This is a genomic window from Mycobacterium marinum (assembly GCF_003391395.1).
In the GTDB taxonomy this organism is placed as follows: Bacteria; Actinomycetota; Actinomycetes; order Mycobacteriales; family Mycobacteriaceae; genus Mycobacterium; species Mycobacterium marinum.
Map to the genome: position 1 here is coordinate 4,138,687 of NZ_CP024190.1, position 19,032 is coordinate 4,157,718.

9 protein-coding genes and 1 pseudogene are annotated in these 19,032 nt (G+C 63.1%); 6 read left to right on the forward strand and 4 right to left on the reverse strand.

Annotation, left to right across the window (positions count from 1 at the left end):
- Positions 1–4 precede the first annotated feature (4 nt).
- A complete protein-coding gene (locus CCUG20998_RS17165) occupies positions 5–1,144 on the forward strand; it encodes a BTAD domain-containing putative transcriptional regulator (protein ID WP_020730433.1) in 1,140 nt (379 codons plus the stop codon).
- Between the two features lie 80 nt (positions 1,145–1,224).
- On the opposite strand, the gene CCUG20998_RS17170 is transcribed toward CCUG20998_RS17165, so the two are convergent.
- A complete protein-coding gene (locus CCUG20998_RS17170; protein ID WP_116269125.1) occupies positions 1,225–4,713 on the reverse strand; it encodes a PPE family protein in 3,489 nt (1,162 codons plus the stop codon).
- 754 nt (positions 4,714–5,467) lie between these two features.
- On the opposite strand from CCUG20998_RS17170, the gene CCUG20998_RS17175 reads away from it, so the two are divergent.
- From CCUG20998_RS17175 to CCUG20998_RS17190, 3 genes are all read left to right on the forward strand, one after another.
- A complete protein-coding gene (locus CCUG20998_RS17175) occupies positions 5,468–8,584 on the forward strand; it encodes a protein kinase domain-containing protein (RefSeq protein ID WP_020730431.1) in 3,117 nt (1,038 codons plus the stop codon).
- 638 nt (positions 8,585–9,222) lie between these two features.
- Positions 9,223–9,954: a TetR/AcrR family transcriptional regulator gene (locus tag CCUG20998_RS17185; protein WP_166436226.1), complete on the forward strand. Its 732-nt coding sequence runs from the start codon at positions 9,223–9,225 to the stop codon at positions 9,952–9,954.
- A gap of 398 nt (positions 9,955–10,352) precedes the next feature.
- Positions 10,353–12,530: a glutamine synthetase III family protein gene (locus CCUG20998_RS17190; RefSeq protein WP_020730427.1), complete on the forward strand. Its 2,178-nt coding sequence runs from the start codon at positions 10,353–10,355 to the stop codon at positions 12,528–12,530.
- A 284-nt stretch (positions 12,531–12,814) separates the two neighbouring features.
- Here CCUG20998_RS17190 and CCUG20998_RS17195 read toward each other — a convergent pair whose 3' ends face one another.
- Positions 12,815–14,095, reverse strand: coding sequence for a PE family protein (locus CCUG20998_RS17195; RefSeq protein WP_020730426.1), 1,281 nt, complete (start codon positions 14,093–14,095; stop codon positions 12,815–12,817).
- Positions 14,096–14,561: 466 nt separating this feature from the next.
- Here CCUG20998_RS17195 and CCUG20998_RS17200 point away from each other — a divergent pair, with 466 nt between their 5' ends.
- Positions 14,562–15,134 carry a hypothetical protein gene (locus tag CCUG20998_RS17200; RefSeq protein WP_036456602.1) on the forward strand — a complete coding sequence of 191 codons (573 nt, stop codon included), beginning with the start codon at positions 14,562–14,564 and terminating at the stop codon, positions 15,132–15,134.
- 132 nt (positions 15,135–15,266) lie between these two features.
- Here CCUG20998_RS17200 and CCUG20998_RS17205 read toward each other — a convergent pair.
- Positions 15,267–16,073 (reverse strand): annotated as a pseudogene (locus CCUG20998_RS17205) (L,D-transpeptidase); the annotation flags it as partial.
- 347 nt (positions 16,074–16,420) lie between these two features.
- On the opposite strand from CCUG20998_RS17205, the gene CCUG20998_RS17210 reads away from it, so the two are divergent.
- Positions 16,421–17,179 carry a dienelactone hydrolase family protein gene (locus CCUG20998_RS17210; protein ID WP_103653918.1) on the forward strand — a complete coding sequence of 253 codons (759 nt, stop codon included), beginning with the start codon at positions 16,421–16,423 and terminating at the stop codon, positions 17,177–17,179.
- A gap of 16 nt (positions 17,180–17,195) precedes the next feature.
- Here the strand turns inward: CCUG20998_RS17210 and CCUG20998_RS17215 are convergent, their stop codons facing one another.
- The gene (locus CCUG20998_RS17215) at positions 17,196–18,914 is read right to left on the reverse strand and encodes an APC family permease (protein ID WP_020730422.1); all 1,719 of its coding nucleotides are present in this window, start codon (positions 18,912–18,914) and stop codon (positions 17,196–17,198) included.
- Positions 18,915–19,032: the final 118 nt, after the last annotated feature.

Sequence of the window (19,032 nt, forward strand, 5' to 3'; positions counted from 1 at the left end):
GATCGTGTTGAGTTTCGGTGTCCTCGGGCCATTGGAGATGACGATCGATGGCGCAGCCGTGCCGTTGGGCACCCCCAAGCAACGGGCGGTGCTGGCGGCGTTGCTGATCAATCGCAACCGCCCCGTCGCAATCGATGCGTTGATCGAGGCGGCGTGGGAGCAGGGGGCTCCGGCGGGGGCACGAGAAACGCTATACGCGTACGTGTCAAAGCTGCGTCGTCTGATGGCCGGTGCCGGCATCGAGACTCGAGAACTGCTGGCAAACATGCCACCGGGATACCGACTCACGGTTGCCGATGGCGACTACGACCTCGGCCGATTCGCGGCCGAAAAGCACGCCGGGGTACGGGCCGCCGCGGCTTCGGGCTTTGAACAAGCTAGCGAGCACTTCTCGGCCGCGCTTGCCCAGTGGCGCGGTCCGGTGCTCGACGACTTACGCGACTTCAACTTCGTCGACGCCTTCGCCACCGGACTGGCCGAGGAAAAACTGGTCACACAGATCGCTCGCGCTGAAGTTGAAATTGCTTGCGGCCGAGCCCAGTCGGTGATTGGCGAGCTGGAGGCACTCACCACCGACCACCCCTACCGGGAACCGCTTTGGGTGCAGCTGATCACCGCTTACTATCTGGCCGAACGCCAATCCGATGCGCTCGATGCCTATCGTCGACTGCGGGACAGGCTGGCAGAGGACCTCGGTGTCGACCCCGCTCCTACGGTGCGCGCGCTATATGGACGAATCCTGCGTCAGCGGCCACTCGACGTCTGCAAGACCGCCCAGGCGAACGCCGATGAAACCATCAGCACCCTGTCGGTCCACATGCCGGCCATTCCGGACGCCACCCACGGCCCTTCACTACGCGACGCGAACGAACGTAGGTATCCGTTGGTCGCGACCACCACCCGCATCGGACGCAGCCCGGACAATGACATCGTTCTTTCCGGTGGCAAGGTCAGCCGTCACCACGCCGCGATCGTTGACACCGGGTCCAGTTTCGTCATCGTGGATTTGCGGTCGTTAAACGGCGTTTCCGTTTCTGGCCGACGTGTTCATACCAGCACCGCGCTAACCGAAGGTGACCGGATTCGCATTGCCGAACACCAGTTGATCTTCGAAACCGCCTCCGGAGCCGACAGGGTGTCCTAGGCCGCAACGGCGATGAGCGTAGTGCGCTGAGCATTGTCGATCGTCGAGATAGCCCAGCACGGCTGTGCCCGAATCCGCGTCTATCTATCGAAGTGCAAGGGGCCGATCCCAACCAGGTTGTCGCCGTTGAGGAAAGCCCCGAGGTTGTGGTTACCCGTGTTGAAGAAACCCTCGTTGAAGGTCCCATGGTTAGCCAGACCCAACAACCCCAACCCCGGCAACGGCAGACCAGAGTTGTTGCTACCAACATTGAAAGCACCAACGTTGTTGAGGCCGTCATTGCCGATACCCACCGCACCGAACTGAGTCAGCGGATCGGTAGGAGTGAAATGCGGGCTGACGTTACCGATACCGATATTGACCGAACCGTTGTTGAAGGCGCCGATGTTGTCCAGACCGTTGTTGGCGATGCCGAGCCCCCCGAACAGGGTAATCGGATCGGTCGGGGTGAAGTCCGGACTGATGTTGCTGATCCCGAAGTTCAGCGTGCCGTTGTTGAAGAAACCGACATTGCCCTGACCAACATTGCCATAGCCATAATTCGGCCAGGCCGACGCCGCGGTGGGTAGCCCGGCCAAGTCTGCACTGTTGAAGTGCAGGGGGCCGATCCCAACCAGGTTGTCGCCGTTGAGGAAAGCCCCGAGGTTGTGGTTACCCGTGTTGAAGAAACCCTCGTTGAAGGTCCCATGGTTAGCCAGACCCAACAACCCCAACCCCGGCAACGGCAGACCAGAGTTGTTGCTACCAACATTGAAAGCACCAACGTTGTTGAGGCCGTCATTGCCGATACCCAACCCACCGAACTGAGTCAGCGGATCGGTAGGAGTGAAATGCGGGCTGACGTTCCCGATACCGATATTGACCGAACCATCGTTGAACGCACCAACATTGAACAGACCATTGTTAGCGATCCCCGCCCCACCAAACAACGTAATCGGATCGGTCGGGGTGAAGTCCGGACTGATGTTGCTGATCCCGAAGTTCAGCGTGCCGTTGTTGAAGAAACCGACATTGCCCTGACCAACATTGCCATAGCCATAATTCGGCCAGGCCGACGCCGCGGTGGGTAGCCCGGCCAAGTCTGCACTGTTGAAGTGCAGGGGGCCGATCCCAACCAGGTTGTCGCCGTTGAGGAAAGCCCCGAGGTTGTGGTTACCCGTGTTGAAGAAACCCTCGTTGAAGGTCCCATGGTTAGCCAGACCCAACAACCCCAACCCCGGCAACGGCAGACCAGAGTTGTTGCTACCAACATTGAAAGCACCAACGTTGTTGAGGCCGTCATTGCCGATACCCAACCCACCGAACTGAGTCAGCGGATCGGTAGGAGTGAAATGCGGGCTGACGTTACCGATACCGATATTGACCGAACCATCGTTGAACGCACCAACATTGAACAGACCATTGTTAGCGATCCCCGCCCCACCAAACAACGTAATCGGATCGGTCGGGGTGAAGTCCGGACTGATGTTGCTGATCCCGAAGTTCAGCGTGCCGTTGTTGAAGAAACCGACATTGCCCTGACCAACATTGCCATAGCCATAATTCGGCCAGGCCGACGCCGCGGTGGGTAGCCCGGCCAAGTCTGCACTGTTGAAGTGCAGGGGGCCGATCCCAACCAGGTTGTCGCCGTTGAGGAAAGCCCCGAGGTTGTGGTTACCCGTGTTGAAGAAACCCTCGTTGAAGGTCCCATGGTTAGCCAGACCCAACAACCCCAACCCCGGCAACGGCAGACCAGAGTTGTTGCTACCAACATTGAAAGCACCAACGTTGTTGAGGCCGTCATTGCCGATACCCAACCCACCGAACTGAGTCAGCGGATCGGTAGGAGTGAAATGCGGGCTGACGTTACCGATACCGATATTGACCGAACCATCGTTGAACGCACCAACATTGAACAGACCATTGTTAGCGATCCCCGCCCCACCAAACAACGTGATCGGATCGGTCGGGGTGAAGTCCGGACTGATGTTGCTGATCCCGAAGTTCAGCGTGCCGTTGTTGAAGAAACCGAAATTACCCTGACCAACATTGCCATAGCCATAATTCGGCCAGGCCGACGCCGCGGTGGGTAGCCCGGCCAAGTCTGCACTGTTGAAGTGCAGGGGGCCGATCCCAACCAGGTTGTCGCCGTTGAGGAAAGCCCCGAGGTTGTGGTTACCCGTGTTGAAGAAACCCTCGTTGAAGGTCCCATGGTTAGCCAGACCCAACAACCCCAACCCCGGCAACGGCAGACCAGAGTTGTTGCTACCAACATTGAAAGCACCAACGTTGTTGAGGCCGTCATTGCCGATACCCAACCCACCGAACTGAGTCAGCGGATCGGTAGGAGTGAAATGCGGGCTGACGTTCCCGATACCGATATTGACCGAACCATCGTTGAACGCACCAACATTGAACAGACCATTGTTAGCGATCCCCGCCCCACCAAACAACGTAATCGGATCGGTCGGGGTGAAGTCCGGACTGATGTTGCTGATCCCGAAGTTCAGCGTGCCGTTGTTGAAGAAACCGACATTGCCCTGACCAACATTGCCATAGCCATAATTCGGCCAGGCCGACGCCGCGGTGGGTAGCCCGGCCAAGTCTGCACTGTTGAAGTGCAGGGGGCCGATCCCAACCAGGTTGTCGCCGTTGAGGAAAGCCCCGAGGTTGTGGTTACCCGTGTTGAAGAAACCCTCGTTGAAGGTCCCATGGTTAGCCAGACCCAACAACCCCAACCCCGGCAACGGCAGACCAGAGTTGTTGCTACCAACATTGAAAGCACCAACGTTGTTGAGGCCGTCATTGCCGATACCCAACCCACCGAACTGAGTCAGCGGATCGGTAGGAGTGAAATGCGGGCTGACGTTACCGATACCGATATTGACCGAACCATCGTTGAACGCACCAACATTGAACAGACCATTGTTAGCGATCCCCGCCCCACCAAACAACGTAATCGGATCGGTCGGGGTGAAGTCCGGACTGATGTTGCTGATCCCGAAGTTCAGCGTGCCGTTGTTGAAGAAACCGAAATTACCCTGACCAACATTGCCATAGCCATAGTTCGGCAACGCTGACGCCGCGGGCGAGATCAACTGGGCAGCAGCTGCGGCCGCTCCGCTGTGGTATCCCACCATCGCGGCCACGTCCTGTGCCCACATCTCCTCATAGATGCCCTCGGTGGCCGCGATCGCCGGCGCGTTCTGACCGAACAGGTTCGACAGCACCAGGGACACAAAGTTGGAACGGTTGACCGCTATCAGCTCCGGGTGCACCGTGGCTGCCACCGCCGATTCAAACGCACCCACCACCGCTTCGGCCTGTGCCGATGCACTCGACGCGAGGGATGCCGCGGTGCTCAACCACCCCGCATACGGCGCTGCCGCGGCAAGCATCGCTTTGGACGCCGGCCCCTGCCATGCCTGGGCGGCTAATTCCGCGGTCGTCGAGGAAAACGATTGCGCCGCCGAATCGAGCTCGGAGGCCAAGGCATTCCAGGCAGCGGACGCCTCCGACATGGGAGCCGAGCCTGCGCCAGCTAACATCAACGCCGAATTGATCTCCGGCGGCAACGCAAAAAAGCTCATCGCCCAATTTCCCTTCCCACAAACCCGCCCCCGGGCAAATGTCCGAAAAGTCCTACAGCGGAACTGACGGTACAGCGGCAGGCCCAACAGAGGTTGCGCAACGAACAAACTCAAAAAAAATTGAGACCTTCCGCCTGCCGAGATGGCCCAGATAGATTCATCCCACCAGTTCTGAGCAGGCCAAAAAGCGCTAACCACACACCGGCCACATCTCACCCGTGAGAAAAGCCGACCTCTCCCGCACGACTCTGACCAGGTACTTGAACCGGGTTACCTGGACTCCTACGCGGGCGGCGCGAGCAACGATCAGAACTTTATCTGAACGTCGAAGTGGTGTTGCGCGAGGCGCTGCCCGCGGCCGGGCGCGGTGGAGCTCAAAGCACCGCGGGTCAACGACCGCCATATCACCCCTGATTCGGTTGGGCGGCAGCGGCATTCCTCGCCCATCCCGCCCGTGCCAGCGCGTTAGCCGCGACTTTGGGCCGGCGTCGTGGGGGGGTATATGTCCGCCCCCTCGCGCGGCGCCACCCACGGCCGCGACGGCAATTGCTGCGGTCCGGATGATTTCGGGGGACGATGGTGCCCAACGAGTGGGTCCGTGAAGTGCACTCGGCGTACTCGCCGAGGCCAGAGCGGACACACAACAAGCTCCTACAAAACAAGTCGTTACGGTTGGGTAATTGATACAGCCGGCGCACGAGTGCGAAAGTCAAGTGCGCTGGTTGCTGGGACTAGTGTTGGCGCAGGAGGTCCGATGACGGGTACCGATGCCGGTGGGCACCCATCTGACCCAGCCGTGACCGAGAACGAGTCCTATGGGGTGCAGCATCGTCTGCAAGGGCCACACCGCAATTCCACGAGTTCGACCGGTGAGGTGGGCGAGTTTTCCGGGATCACCATCACAAATGCGGTGCCGGAATTGGCCGACCTGGGGTTTGTCGACGCGTATGAGGTAGGCCGGGGCGGGTATGGGGTGGTGTATCGCTGCGTGCAGGCCGAGTTGGGCCGGGTGGTGGCGGTCAAGACGTTGACCGCCGATGTGGACGAGTGGGGGCCGCGGTTTCTGCGGGAGGAGCAGGCCATGGCCCGACTGACCGCGCATCCCAATATTGTGCCGGTGCTGCAGGTGGGGCAAACCGCCGGCGGTCTGCCGTTCTTGGTGATGCCGTTTTGTGGGCGCGGGTCTGTGCAGCAACGGATCGAGCGCTATGGGGTGTTGGCGGTCGAGGAGATGCTGCGGATCGGGGTGAAGATAGCGGCGGCCTTGGAGTCGGCGCATCGGGTGGGCGTGGTGCACCGCGACGTCAAGCCCGCCAACGTGTTGCTCACCGATTACGGCGAGCCCGCGCTATGCGACTTCGGCATCGCGCGGATGGAGGCGGGATTTGAGACCGGGCCCGGGATGTTCGTCGGGTCACCCGCCTATACCGCTCCCGAGTTGTTGGCTGGTGAATCGCCTAATGCCGCGTCGGATGTGTATGCGCTCGGAGCCAGCCTGTTTGCCGGATTGACGGGCCATGCGGCATTCGAACGGCGCAATGGTGAGCAGGTGGTGGCGCAATTCCTGCGGATCGCCAATGAGTCGATCCCGGATTTGCGTGACAACAATATTCCCACCCAGGTGGCGGACCTGGTCAATGCGGCGATGGCCCGCGAGCCCGGGGATCGCCCTTCGGCGCTCAAGCTGGGTGAAATGATCCAGCAGGCCCAAGCCGATCTTGGGCTGGCTGTTGATGCGATGGCGCTGCCGGAAGCCAACGGTGAGGAGGGAATTCGGTCGGCCCGTCGGATACCGACGGGGGCGCGTTCCGGGGCAGAGCGCTACGGACCGGGCCGGGTGCCGGTTCTGCCGGCCGGGCTGGTGGGACGCCGCGACGAGCTGGCGCAGTTGCGAAAGTCGTTGTACAGCTCGCGGCTGGTGACGGTGACGGGCATGGGTGGAGTCGGAAAGACCACGCTCGCGATCGCCGCGGCCGGCCAGTTGCGCGCCGAGTTCTCCGATCAGGTGTGGCTGGTCGAGCTCTCCGAGCTACGCGACGGCGACATGCTAGCTGAGGTCGCCATCGCCGCCCTGGGGGTCTGCGACCAAACGGGCGCGCCGCCAACCGACGTGCTTGTCGAATTTCTTGGCCACGGCATGACTCTGCTGGTGATCGACAACTGTGAACAGATCATCGACGCGGTGGCCAAACAGGTCGACAACTTGCTGCACCACTGCCCGCAGCTACACATTCTGGCCACCAGCCGTGAAGTCCTCGATATCGATGGGGAATCTGTCCTACCGTTGATGCCGCTCGCGGTGCCCGAAACCGATGCCGACTCCACGCTGGGCAGTCTGGCCCGCTATGACGCGGTGGAGTTGTTCGTTGCTCGCGCCCGGGCCGGGGTCCCCGAGTTCCGCCTGACCCACGCCAATGCGGCGGCGGTGGCCCGCGTCTGCGCGCGCCTGGACGGCTTGCCGCTGGCCATTGAGCTGGCGGCCGCCCGGCTACGGGCATTGTCGATCGAGCAGATCGCCGACGGCCTGGCGGACCGCTACCACCTACTCAGCCGTGGCCACCGCGGTGCGCCCACCCGGCAACAAAACCTCGTCAGCTGTGTGGCGTGGAGCCATGACCTGTGTACCCCCACCGAACAACACCTGTGGGCAATACTGTCGGTCTTCGCCGGCAGTTTCGATCTGCCCGCCGCCCGGCATGTGAGCGCCGGCAGTTTGCTCGACGAGCAGTGTCTGGATGTGATGTGCACGCTTGTCGACAAGTCCATCCTGATCCGCACCGAGCACGATGGCCAAGTTCGGTTCCGATTGCTCGACACCCTGCGCGACTACGGCCGCACCCACCTCAGCGCTGCCGAACACCACCAACTGCGCCACCGCCACGCCGACTACTACCACCGTCTGGCGGCGCAAGCGTACAGCGATTGGTTTGGACCTCAACAAATCGAATGGTTGAGTCGTCTCACCGCCGAAACACCTAACCTGCGCGAAGCACTGCAATTCTGCATCACCCATGAACCTGCCACCGCGCTGGAATTGGCCGCCAATTTGCGCGAGATCTGGATTCCGCGCGGAATGTTCAGCGAAGGGTACCGCTGGCTGGATCTCGCGCTGACTGCGTTACCGCCCCTACCCAGCCCCGAACGCATCCGAGCGTTGGCTCACATTTCGGAGTTCGCAAATTTTCGCGGCAATTTGCCGAGAGCGACGGAGCTAGTCGCGCAGGCACGCCAACTTTACGAATCGCTGGCCGATCGACGAGTAATTGCCGTGCTCGAATGCACCGACGGCCATATGGCGATGATCAACGGTGATTTCGAACGCGCGCGAGACTGCCTCCGACGTGCTGCGTCGGCAACCGACGACCTGCAATCCAAGGGCTGCGCGATGTTGCTCATGGGTTGGGACTCTCTCTTTTGGGGCGATGTTGAGAAGGCGTCAGACTGGTTCGAGAAGGCCCTTGCCGTGTCCGAATCCCACGGCGAATCGCTGCAACGATCATATGTGTTGGTATGCACCGGAATTAGTTCATGGCGCCGAGGCGAGTTCGAACGCGCCGAGCAACAGCTCCAGCAGGGTATCCAAATTTGTCGAGCACTCAATGATCGGTGGATGGCCGCGCAGTATTTTGAGGCACTGGCGTGGTGCGCCGGATCCAATGAGGACTTCCGGCGTGCCGTCGTGTTGATGGCGGCGGCCAACGTGCTGAGCCCGGCTACTGGATTTCCGCTGATGGCACTATTTTCCGGACTTCACGACGAGTGTGAACAGCGCTCCCGCGCCGGGCTCGACGACGCGGAATATCAGGCGGCGTGGAACCAAGGCAGCGCGCTGAGCTTTCAACAGGCCGTCATGGTCGCCGTGGGCGAATGATGAGAACTACCTTTTGCGGGCCTACGTGGTCTGTCCCCTAGACGGCTCACCCGGATAAGCTGCCCGCCGTAACCCCAGCGGCGTTGCGCCCCGCGGTTCAACAGTGACGCCCAAGATCACCGGCGGCTGGTTGGAAATCCCACAGCCTGGGGAAATGCCCGACTGCTCAAACACCGCACGCGAGAAATTGCACCGCTTGACGCGGGTTGCCCCGGTGATCATCGGCGATCAACGCCGACCGACCGGGCGACGGTAAGGATTTGTAAAGGTCGGAACCCGATAGTGCTGACATGCGAACCCAACACGGTTCCAGGCAGCCGGATCCACAGGTGCCAGGTCGGCGACGTCAACCTGCCCCGCTACGGCTCGCTCCCATCCGCGTCGCGGCAACTCGAGTTTCATTCACTCACGCCAGCCGCCGGACAGCGGAAACACGTCAGCGCAATGACGCATGCCGACGTGCACACCACAACACAACCGCTACTACCGCCGCGACAAATTTGCCCGCAACAAACGATGGCGTTTGCCCGTGCAAGTGACGCGGTCAAAAAGCGCTTCCCAGAAAGGAAGAAGCCGTGATAGACAAAGCCCCGTTCCGAGGCGCACGTACCGTCCTTCACAGCACCACGACGGCGAGCATGCAGCCGACAACCACGCACCCGGCCCAAGCCAGAAGGCTTCGTAGTTCTGGGGAACTGCTTGGCGTGCGAGATGTATCGGCCCACAACAAGCCACGCAACGTCGACAACACCAGGGGTGGTAACGCGCCCGCCAACGAGCGGCGCCGCCGGCCCGGTCGCCCCCGTGGCAACAGCTCCGACACTCGGCAGCGCATTCTCGCCAGTGCTCGCGAACTGTTTGCGAGCAACGGTATCGACCGAACATCGATACGGGCGGTGGCGGCGGCGGCGGATGTCGATGCGGCGCTCGTGCATCACTACTTCGGCACCAAGCAGCAGCTGTTCGCCGCCGCGATCCACCTTCCCATCGACCCAAAGCTCGTGCTGAAACGCATGCAGAACACCCCAACCGCTGAACTCGGATTCGCGCTGCCGTCCATGCTGCTGCCGATGTGGGATTCCGAACTCGGCACGGGGTTGATCGCCTCGCTGCGCTCCCTGTTCGGCGGCGGTGATGTGGACTTGGCACGCTCCTTCCTGCAAGAAGTCGTCACCGCCGAGATGGCGTCGCTGGTCGACAATCCAACGGGAACGGGCATGATCCGTGCCCAGCTAGTCGCGTCGCAATTGCTGGGCGTCGTCATGGCTCGCTACATCTTGCAGATCGAGCCGTTCGCCTCGATGCCGGCTGAGGACATCGCGCGGGCCATCGCACCGAACCTGCAGCGCTACCTCACTGGCGAAATCTAGGTCCCGCGCGCATCGTTGATCGGGCGTGCTCGCCGTCGTCATCGGCAACGCGGGCCTGGTCGACAAGTAGCGCCGGGAGACAGTTCTGGTGCGGTGGGCCGGTCGAGGCGGCGGAATCGTCGAGTAGATTCCCGTGTTCGGTGCCGGCCCGCCGCAATCGGCGCTACCGGCTTCGCTGTTCATCCGGTTTACCCGCGCCATGCCATCCGGCACCCGGGCGGGCCCGGGGTTCTTGGGCTCCGGGCCAGCACGCCCCGGTCGGTGTCTCACGTTCGCAACCGTTGCGGACACATCGTTGACACCGGCGTAACAAGTTTGGCATCGATGCTTCCTATGGTGAGGCGGTCCGCCTTCCGCGGTGCAGGACGTCGCGGACCCCCTTACTGGTAGGAGCTCAGTTGAGCGGAAACGCAGTTCGCCTGCAGGCGATCAATAACGTCGAGGCATATGTCCCCCCAGCCGTCAGTTTCGTCGCGGGCGAGGCCCCGGGCGAGATCTTCGGCTCCAACGTCTTCACCAAAGCGGAGATGCAGGCACGGCTGCCAAAAGCGGTGTTCAAGTCGGTCCTCGCCACCATCGACAAAGGCGCCAGGCTCGACCCTGCGGTCGCCGACGCGGTCGCGGTCGCGATGAAGGACTGGGCGCTGGAGAAGGGCGCCACCCACTACGCTCACGTCTTCTACCCGATGACGGGGTTGACCGCCGAAAAGCACGACAGCTTCTTGGAACCCACCGCCGACGGACAGACGATGGCCGAGTTCGCGGGCAAGACGCTGATCCAGGGTGAGCCCGACGCGTCGAGTTTCCCGTCCGGCGGGTTGCGCAGCACGTTCGAAGCGCGCGGCTACACCGGCTGGGACGTCACCAGCCCGGCCTATGTTCTGGAAAACCCGAACGGCAACACCCTGTGCATTCCCACGATTTTCGTCTCGATGACCGGGGATGCCCTGGACTACAAGACGCCGCTGCTGCGCAGCCAGCAGGCCATGGGCATCCATGCCGAGCGCATTCTGAAACTGTTCGGCCACAAGGAACTCAACAAGGTCGTCTCGTTCTGCGGTCCAGAACAGGAGTACTTCCTGGTCGACAGGCACTTCTTCGTGGCGCGGCCCGACCTGGTCAACGCCGGTCGCACCGTCTTCGGCGCCAAGCCGCCCAAGGGCCAGGAGTTCGACGACCATTACTTCGGCGCAGTCCCCGAGCGGGTACTGGGCTTCATGATGGACACCGAACGGGAGCTGTTCAAACTGGGCATTCCCGCCAAGACCCGCCACAACGAGGTCGCCCCGGGCCAGTTCGAGGTGGCGCCGATGTTCGAACGGGCCAACATCGCTTCTGACCACCAGCAGCTGCTGATGACGGTCTTCAAGACGTTGGCCAAAAAGCACGGCATGGAATGCCTGTTCCACGAGAAGCCGTTCGCGGGTGTCAACGGTTCGGGCAAACACGTCAACTTCTCGGTCGGCAATGCCGAGCTCGGCTCACTGCTGGTTCCCGGCGATACGCCGCACGAAAATGCGCAGTTCCTGGTGTTCTGCGCCGCAGTGATCCGTGCCGTGCACAAATATGCTGGTCTGCTTCGGGTCTCAGTTGCATCGGCCACCAACGACCATCGGTTGGGTGCCAACGAGGCGCCACCGGCGATCATTTCGATCTTCCTTGGTGAGCAGCTTGCCGATGTGTTCGAGCAGATCGCCAAAGGCGCGGCCACCTCGTCAAAAGGTAAGGGCACCATGATTATTGGTGTCGACACCCTGCCGCCACTACCCACCGATCCCGGCGACCGCAACCGCACCAGCCCATTTGCGTTCACCGGCAACCGATTCGAATTCCGCGCACCCGGCTCGGGCCAGACGGTTGCGGTACCGATGACCATCCTCAACACGATCATGGCCGACTCGTTCGACTACATGGCCACGGTCTTGGAGAAGGCCGTCGAGGACGGGGAGGACTTCGACGCTGCGGTGCAGAAGCTGCTCACCGAGATCATCACCGATCACGGCGCGGTGGTGTTCAACGGTGACGGCTATTCGGAGAACTGGCAGATCGAGGCGGCCGAACGAGGCTTGCCGAACCTCAAGACCACGCTGGACGCCATTCCCGAGTTGATCAAGCCGGAGTCGATCGACCTTTTCCACAAGTACGACGTCTTCAATGAACGCGAGCTGCACAGCCGCTACGAGGTCCGTTTGGAGCAGTACGCGCTGACCATCGCGGTCGAGGCGAGGCTGACGTTGGAGATGGGGACGACGGTTATCCTGCCGGCGGCGATGCGCTACCAGACCGAACTCGCCCAGAACGTCGCCGCCCTAAAGGCCGCTGGCGTTGAACCGAGCATGGCCGCGCTGGAAGCGATTTCGGCTCCGCTGTCGGACCTGTCCGCAGCACTGGCGAAACTGAAGATAGCGTTGTCCGAGCACTCGGCGGATTCGGCGCTCAGCGAGGCCAAGCATGCCCAGGAGGCGCTGCTGCCCGCGATGGACGCGGTGCGCTGCGCCGCTGACGCTCTGGAAAGCGTTGTCGCCGATGACTTGTGGCCGCTTCCTACCTACCAGGAGATGCTCTACATCCTGTGATGAGCCCGTCGGGCGTGGGGGTCGGCCGCTTCCGCGGACACTGGTGATTCAGGGCCCCCACGCCCGGCGCTCTGCGCTACCACCGGGGCCGCTGCTGTGCACCCGGTTGCTCATTCGAGGGCCGTCCGCCATCCCACGCGACCAGACGCCACGTCAGTATTTGAGCGATGCCATCGAGCTCTTGATCCCCTGATGGACAACCGCCCGGCACCAACCCTGCCGCGCCCGACCGACGCCGGTGCACAGCAATCACCCGCGGCACTACGCAGCTAGATGCGCCAGACCTACTGATGTCCAGGCGGGCGCAGACCCAGAGCGCGTAACAGGTCGTCAGGCTCCCACCGCGGGCTGCTCACCACGTCACCGGAGTCGCGCAACCGTCCGCTCTGGGCCCGAAGCCCCGAGCGCTTCTTTGAATGCCGGCGCAATCCACGAAGGCTCGTGAGCGGAAGGAACAAGGTCGGCGCGTCGCGCTCAACCCCGGTCCGCCGCGCCGGACCGCCTTGGTTTGCCGAATTGTCCGAGTGAGCCGGGTTGACCGGCTGCAGCGGGTTGGCTGCATGCACCAGTTGAGCCTTGGTCGACATCGCCAAGGAAGGTTCGGCCGTCGCGGAGGCCGCTGTCGGCAGCGCCGATGTTGCCGTCGGCGCCGACAGTTCGCTCACACCGGCGACCGCACCAGGGGTACCGCTACCCACGGCCCCCAACGGCCCGCCTGCCAAGGCGGCCGTGCCATATCCATCCGATGATCTGCCAAGGCCGGAGCCGACCCCGATGCCATGACCAGGACCGTGGCCGCTGGACGAGCTGGTCGCACCGGCGCCGTGGTCACCACCGGTGCTGGCAACACCTTGGCCCGCGGAACCACCGCCGCCGGCTCCGCTCGAGCTGGCGGCCGCGTCGGTACCACCGGCCGAGTTAGCCGCCCCGCCGGTCCTGGCCGCGCCGCCGTCGCTGACGTGCGAGGTAGCCATGCCGTCCCCGCCACCACCTCCGGCACCGCCGTGTTGTGCTCCGGTGCCCACCGACGCAGCATCTCCGTTGCCGGCCGCAGGTCCGGAGTGCACCGTGGCCTGGGCGGGACTGCCACCGGTTCCGGCCGCGGCCGTAGCGCCGGCGGGTCCGACCGGTGCGGCGTTAGCGGTGGATTGACCGACATCGCCAAATCCGCCGGCGCCGCCATGTAGACCGCCGCCGATGGCGCCGTTTCCCGTTCCTGGTCCCCCGGCCTGCCCCTCTGCCGGCGCGGTGAACACACCGATCGCCTTCTCCAGCGGCGAGGCATTGGCGGTCTCGGTGGAGCCGTACGCTTGCGCACTCGTTTGCAGGATCTCGACAAACCGGTCGTGAAACTCCGCTGCCTTGGCACTGAGAACTTGGTAGTTGTAGGCGTGCGCGCCGAACAACGACGCAATTCCTGCCGACACGATGTCGCCGCCCGCGGGCTGCACGGCCGCCGTCGGGGCCGCGGCAGCCGCACTGGCTTGGCGCATCGTCGAAGCGATCGCGGCCAAATCCCCGGCCGTGGCGGCCAGCAGGTTCGGCGAAGTGGTCACGTGCGGCATGAACGTACTCCAACTCCAACTACCAAAACCCGACGGTCATCGGATCGTGACTTCACAAAAACTATCAGCTATCAGCCGAAATGTTAGCCCGATCAGGGAAGACAGCTCAGGATTCGCGCACCCCGAGGCTCCGCTCGCGAACTCGCCGGCGCCCCGAGCATAGCGGCAGGCACCAGCTGCGTGCCGGTGCACGGCCATCAAGAGTGCGTGCCGATGTTGCCAAGAGGACTGTCACCGAACATGTTTGGTTCGAAATGCTCTTGTGACCGACAGCGCTCATGGATACCCAATCTCATCCGGAGCAAATCGTTTTGGAGAAGACACGGTTACGACGTCCCCGCCGCGCATCGGTTCGGCAACTAAATCGTCCGCTCGTCTAGGAAAGATCTCCGGACAGCGATACAGTTCCGCCGCACCGTTCGTTCGCGGAGATACCTTCTGAGCGCGATCATGAGAAGAGTTGTCGTTGAGAAAGTTTGATCGGATCAACATCGCAGTGGCTGCCAGTGCCGGGTTGTGCGGGGCCGCCTTTGCGTTCAGCCCCAGCGCGGCGGCGACGCCGTTGCGAACGGGCGGCCCCAGTTGTGTGGAACAGATGGCGGGGGTTGGAGCACCCGCGGCGGGTGCGGCGCCAGTGATGGCGCCGATCCTGCCCGGGCCCCCGGTAGCGGGGGCGGTGCCCGTCGCGGGCGGCCCATTGCTGCCGGTGCCCGCCGCCGGACCGGTACCAATCCCGGCGCCGGCACCCGCACCGGTGCCCGCGGGCGCGCCGGTACCGCTGCCAGCGGGCGCGCCGGTACCAGTGGCGGTTGGCGCCCCGGTGCCGGTAACCGCTCCGGGACCGGCCGCCGCACCACTACTGCTTCAGGCCGGGGGCAAAGGCGAGCCCACCGCCGTCGACCCGGCGCTGACGGCTGACCCAGTCGTCCTACCTGGTCCCCCGCCGGCACCGGCCCCTGCCCCACCGGCACCCACGGTGGTCACTGGTGCGACGTTAGCCGCGGCCACCCAACCGGTTGCGCCCTGCTGTAACCCCTGATCAGTTGCCGGGCGGAGCCGGCTCTTCGGGCTGGCCCGGCGGCCCCTCAACAGCGCGGGTGGGGATGGGATCGGCCGACTTGATGGTGCGGGCGGGGATGGGATCGGCCGACTTGACTTGCGAGGGAACCCCTTCCTTCACAATCACCGGGTCGCCGACATTGACCGTGTTGAAGTACCACTCGGCGTCGGCGGGGCTCAGGCTGATGCAGCCATGGCTGATGTTCTCCACCCCCATTGCTTGTGTCGCCCACGGAGCGGAATGCACATACAGGCCGCGGCCGGTGATGCGAACGGCGTAGTCCACCGTGAGCCGATAACCGTCAGGAGCATCCACGGGTATTCCGACGCTGCTCGAATCCATGATCACCGAACGGTCTTTCGACAAGACGGTGTAGGTGCCGACCGGCGTCGGATACTCCGATCTACCCATCGAGGCGGGAAGCACCCCATCTTCACCCCAATGGGGACGGTGGTGCGGGGCGGGTAACCGAGGCGGCGGTTCCGCGTCGACCCCATCGATAGTCACGGTGAAGGTGTGATTTGCGATGTCGGCAATACCGAGGACCTCCGGACCCGTCTTGAACTGCGAGGATACGCCGCCCACCGAGAGGGCCACGGTGCTGTGCGCCGGCCAGAATTGATCGGGAACCCACTGCACAACGTTGTTGTCGAGCCACTGGTACCTACCGGTCATCGCGGGCGCCGACTTCACCGCGATGGCGCGCTCGGCCGCATGCCGGTCGGCGACCGGCCCGCTGAACGTCACCACCACGGGGTGCGCAACACCCACCACCTCGCCCCGCGTGGGCCGAAGTGATGCAATCGATAAATTGCCCTGCGACCGGTTGATCCCCGCCAGACGTACGTCACCTGGCCCGGCGACCACTGCCGCAGCGATCCCGATCACCACTAGAACAGACCTAACAACTGCCCGCATCGCGTTTATCACCCTTTGAGATGACCAAATTGTCATTGTTGTTTCGACGATGTTAGGGGCGACATGGCAGACGGTGCGTAAGTACGCGCGACCTGAATGGTCAAGGCTTCGACAAGATTTGGTCACAGGTGGCCGATGTGACAAATGGTCTCACCGAAACTCATCACGATGAATTGAGCTGTAGCAACGCCGCAGGACCGCGCAATCCCGGGCCCGGAGCCAACCAACAAATCGCCTCGCCTCGCGACCCAGCGAGGCTTCGCCGCCGAGTTGTTCGGCGGGCCGGCGGCTCGGCAAATTGACGTTCCCGACGCCCGCCGGGTGGCGCGAGCGTGTAGAACGTCATTGTGCACCATGTGCAAGACACCGTGTCTACCCCGGACGGCAGCTGTCCGGTGAGCCTGTTCTTACCTGATGCCTGCGAACCGGTGCCGGGCGTCGTCATGTATCCCGATGTCGGCGGATTCCGGCCGACCTTTCAGGAGATGGCGGCGACCCTGGCCGGTTTCGGCTATGCGGTGTTGCTACCCGACATGTACTACCGCCATCGTGGCTACGCCCCATTCTCGTTGCCGTCGGCATTCACCGATCCAGGCGAGCGGGCACGGATGATGGCATTGGGAGACAGTTTGATTCCCGACATGATGGCCAGTGATGCCGATGCCTACTTCGACTACCTGAGTACGCGAGCAGAGGTGCGCGACAACGGGTTTGGTGTATGCGGATACTGCAGGGGCGGACGGATCTCGATGATCGTCGCCGGACGATGTCCGGATCGTGTCGCGGCAGTCGCGTCATTCCACGGAAGTCAATTGGCTGCCGACAATCCCAACAGTCCGCACCTGCTGGCCAGCCGGATGCGCGCGAAAGTGTATGTCGCCGCGGCAGACAACGATGAACTGTTCCCTCCGCAGCAGGCCGCAACCCTGCGCAGGGCCCTGACCGCGGCCGGAGTGGACCACACGATCGAAACCTATGGTGCTGAACACGGATTCGCCGTTGCGGACAACCCCGGCTACGACGCCGATGCGGCCCGCCGCCACTGGGATGCGTTGCGCGACTTCTTCGGTTCGACGCTAGGTGCCCAACCGGGCAACACCGGTTGAATTAGACCTAAGACGCCTAAGACGCCCCACTGGTGTCCTTGGTCAAGTGCTGGCCGGTCTGCGGATTGACCGCGGTTTCGCCCGCCGGCAAGTTCGACAGGTCTGCCGCAATCACCGTCTGCATGTCTCCCGAGTCGGGCAGGGCCAGATGCGCGGGCGGGGACACGGCCGGCTCGAGGAGCAGATCGGCACTGTGGCGCCGCAGCGTACGGCCGCGGAAGAAGCCGGGCGAGATCGCCCACCAGATCAACATCACCACCACGCCGAGCAGCATGGACCCCACACCGACCACCGCCACCGCGCCGAACCCGAAGATCGTGACATTGTGGCCGTTCTCGACGAGCCAATCCCGCTTCGCGTACTCGATCAGGCCGAAGATGAAGACCACCGTCAACACCACCCCGCCGGTCAGCGGCACGACGCCGCGCATGACGAAGTTGCGCAGCGACTTGGTCAGCGTCGCACGGTAGTAGTGCGCGCAGGCGTATCCGGTGAGCCCGTAGTAGAACGCGATCACCAACCCAACCGAACCGATCAGTGCGCTCAGCAGGTTGCGGCTGACCAGCGTGAACAGCACATAGAACAGGATCGACACCGCTCCCATCGCGATCGTCGACACGGTGGGCGTGAGGTAGCGAGGGTGGATTTTGGCGAACGACGCGGGCAGTGCCTTGTACACCGCCATCGACAGCGTGGTGCGCGCCGTGGGCAGGATTGTGGTCTGCGTCGAGGCCGACGCGGAGGTCAGGATCGACGCCGAGAGCAACAGCAGCCCGATCTTGCCGAGGACGCCGTCGCCGAACAAGGCCGGCCCGACCGCGGCGAAGACATCGTTGGAATTGTCCGGATTTCCCAGTCCGATGCCGTCGACGCCGACACCGGCGAAGGCGATGCTCGCCACCGTGACCACCGCATAGGTGGCCAGCAGCAGAAACGTTGAGATCACCGCCGCACGCCCGGGGGTGCGGCCGGGGTCATCGGTCTCCTCGTTACATGCCACCGCGGTGTCAAAGCCCCAGTAGATGAAGATGGTGATGAGCAACGCCGGCGCCATTTGGGTGCCAAAGTCCAAACCGCTGGGCCACAACCAGGACAACGAGGGCCGCAACGAGCCCACATCGCCATGATTGGTGTAGACCCTGGCCAGCGCGACAGCCGCCACAGCGACCAGCACAACGAGTTCCACCGATAGCAACACGTACTGCATCCGCGCAGAGACGTCGGTGCCTCGATAGCAGATGTAGGTCATCACCACGATCCAGGCGACGCCCGCGACCGTGGACCACAACGTGCTGTGCGCCAGGTTGCTCGCCGACTGCCAACCAAGCTCGCCGACGAACGTAAAGGAATACGCACCGGCGATTTGCGCCAAGTTGGCCATCACGATCACGTCGGCGGCGATGATGCCCCAGCCCCCGAGCCACCCGGTAACCGGCCCGAAGGCCCGCGATGCCCAGGTGAAGGTCGTCCCGCAATCGGGTTCGGCCTTGTTGAGCTCCTGGTAGGCGACGGCGATCATGTACATCGGGATGAACGAGAGCAGCACGATCGCCGGCGCCTTGACGCCGCAAAGCAACTCGCCGCGGCTTGCCACGATGAGTCCCAACGTCGCCGCCAGACTGTAGGCGGGTGCCGTGGAGGCCGTACCGATAACAACACTGGATAGCAGCCCCACGGCGCCACCTTTGAGACCCTTGCCTTCCACCGCGACGCTCGTGGCCTCACCCTGGCTCACACAATCTCCTTCGATCGGTTGATGGCTGGTCTTCTTGTCAGCGTCAAGGTGCCCCACTATCGAGGATGTGGCAACTCGAAACCGGATCTGGGCGCGTCACCATGCCGACCGGCGAGTC

Coding starts and splice junctions, on each gene's coding strand:
- CCUG20998_RS17185 (WP_166436226.1), top strand. CDS start 9,223: ATGCAGCCGACAACCACGCACCCGGCCCAAGCCAGAAGGCTTCGTAGT.
- CCUG20998_RS17175 (WP_020730431.1), top strand. CDS start 5,468: ATGACGGGTACCGATGCCGGTGGGCACCCATCTGACCCAGCCGTGACC.
- CCUG20998_RS17195 (WP_020730426.1), bottom strand. CDS start 14,095: ATGCCGCACGTGACCACTTCGCCGAACCTGCTGGCCGCCACGGCCGGG.
- CCUG20998_RS17170 (WP_116269125.1), bottom strand. CDS start 4,713: ATGAGCTTTTTTGCGTTGCCGCCGGAGATCAATTCGGCGTTGATGTTA.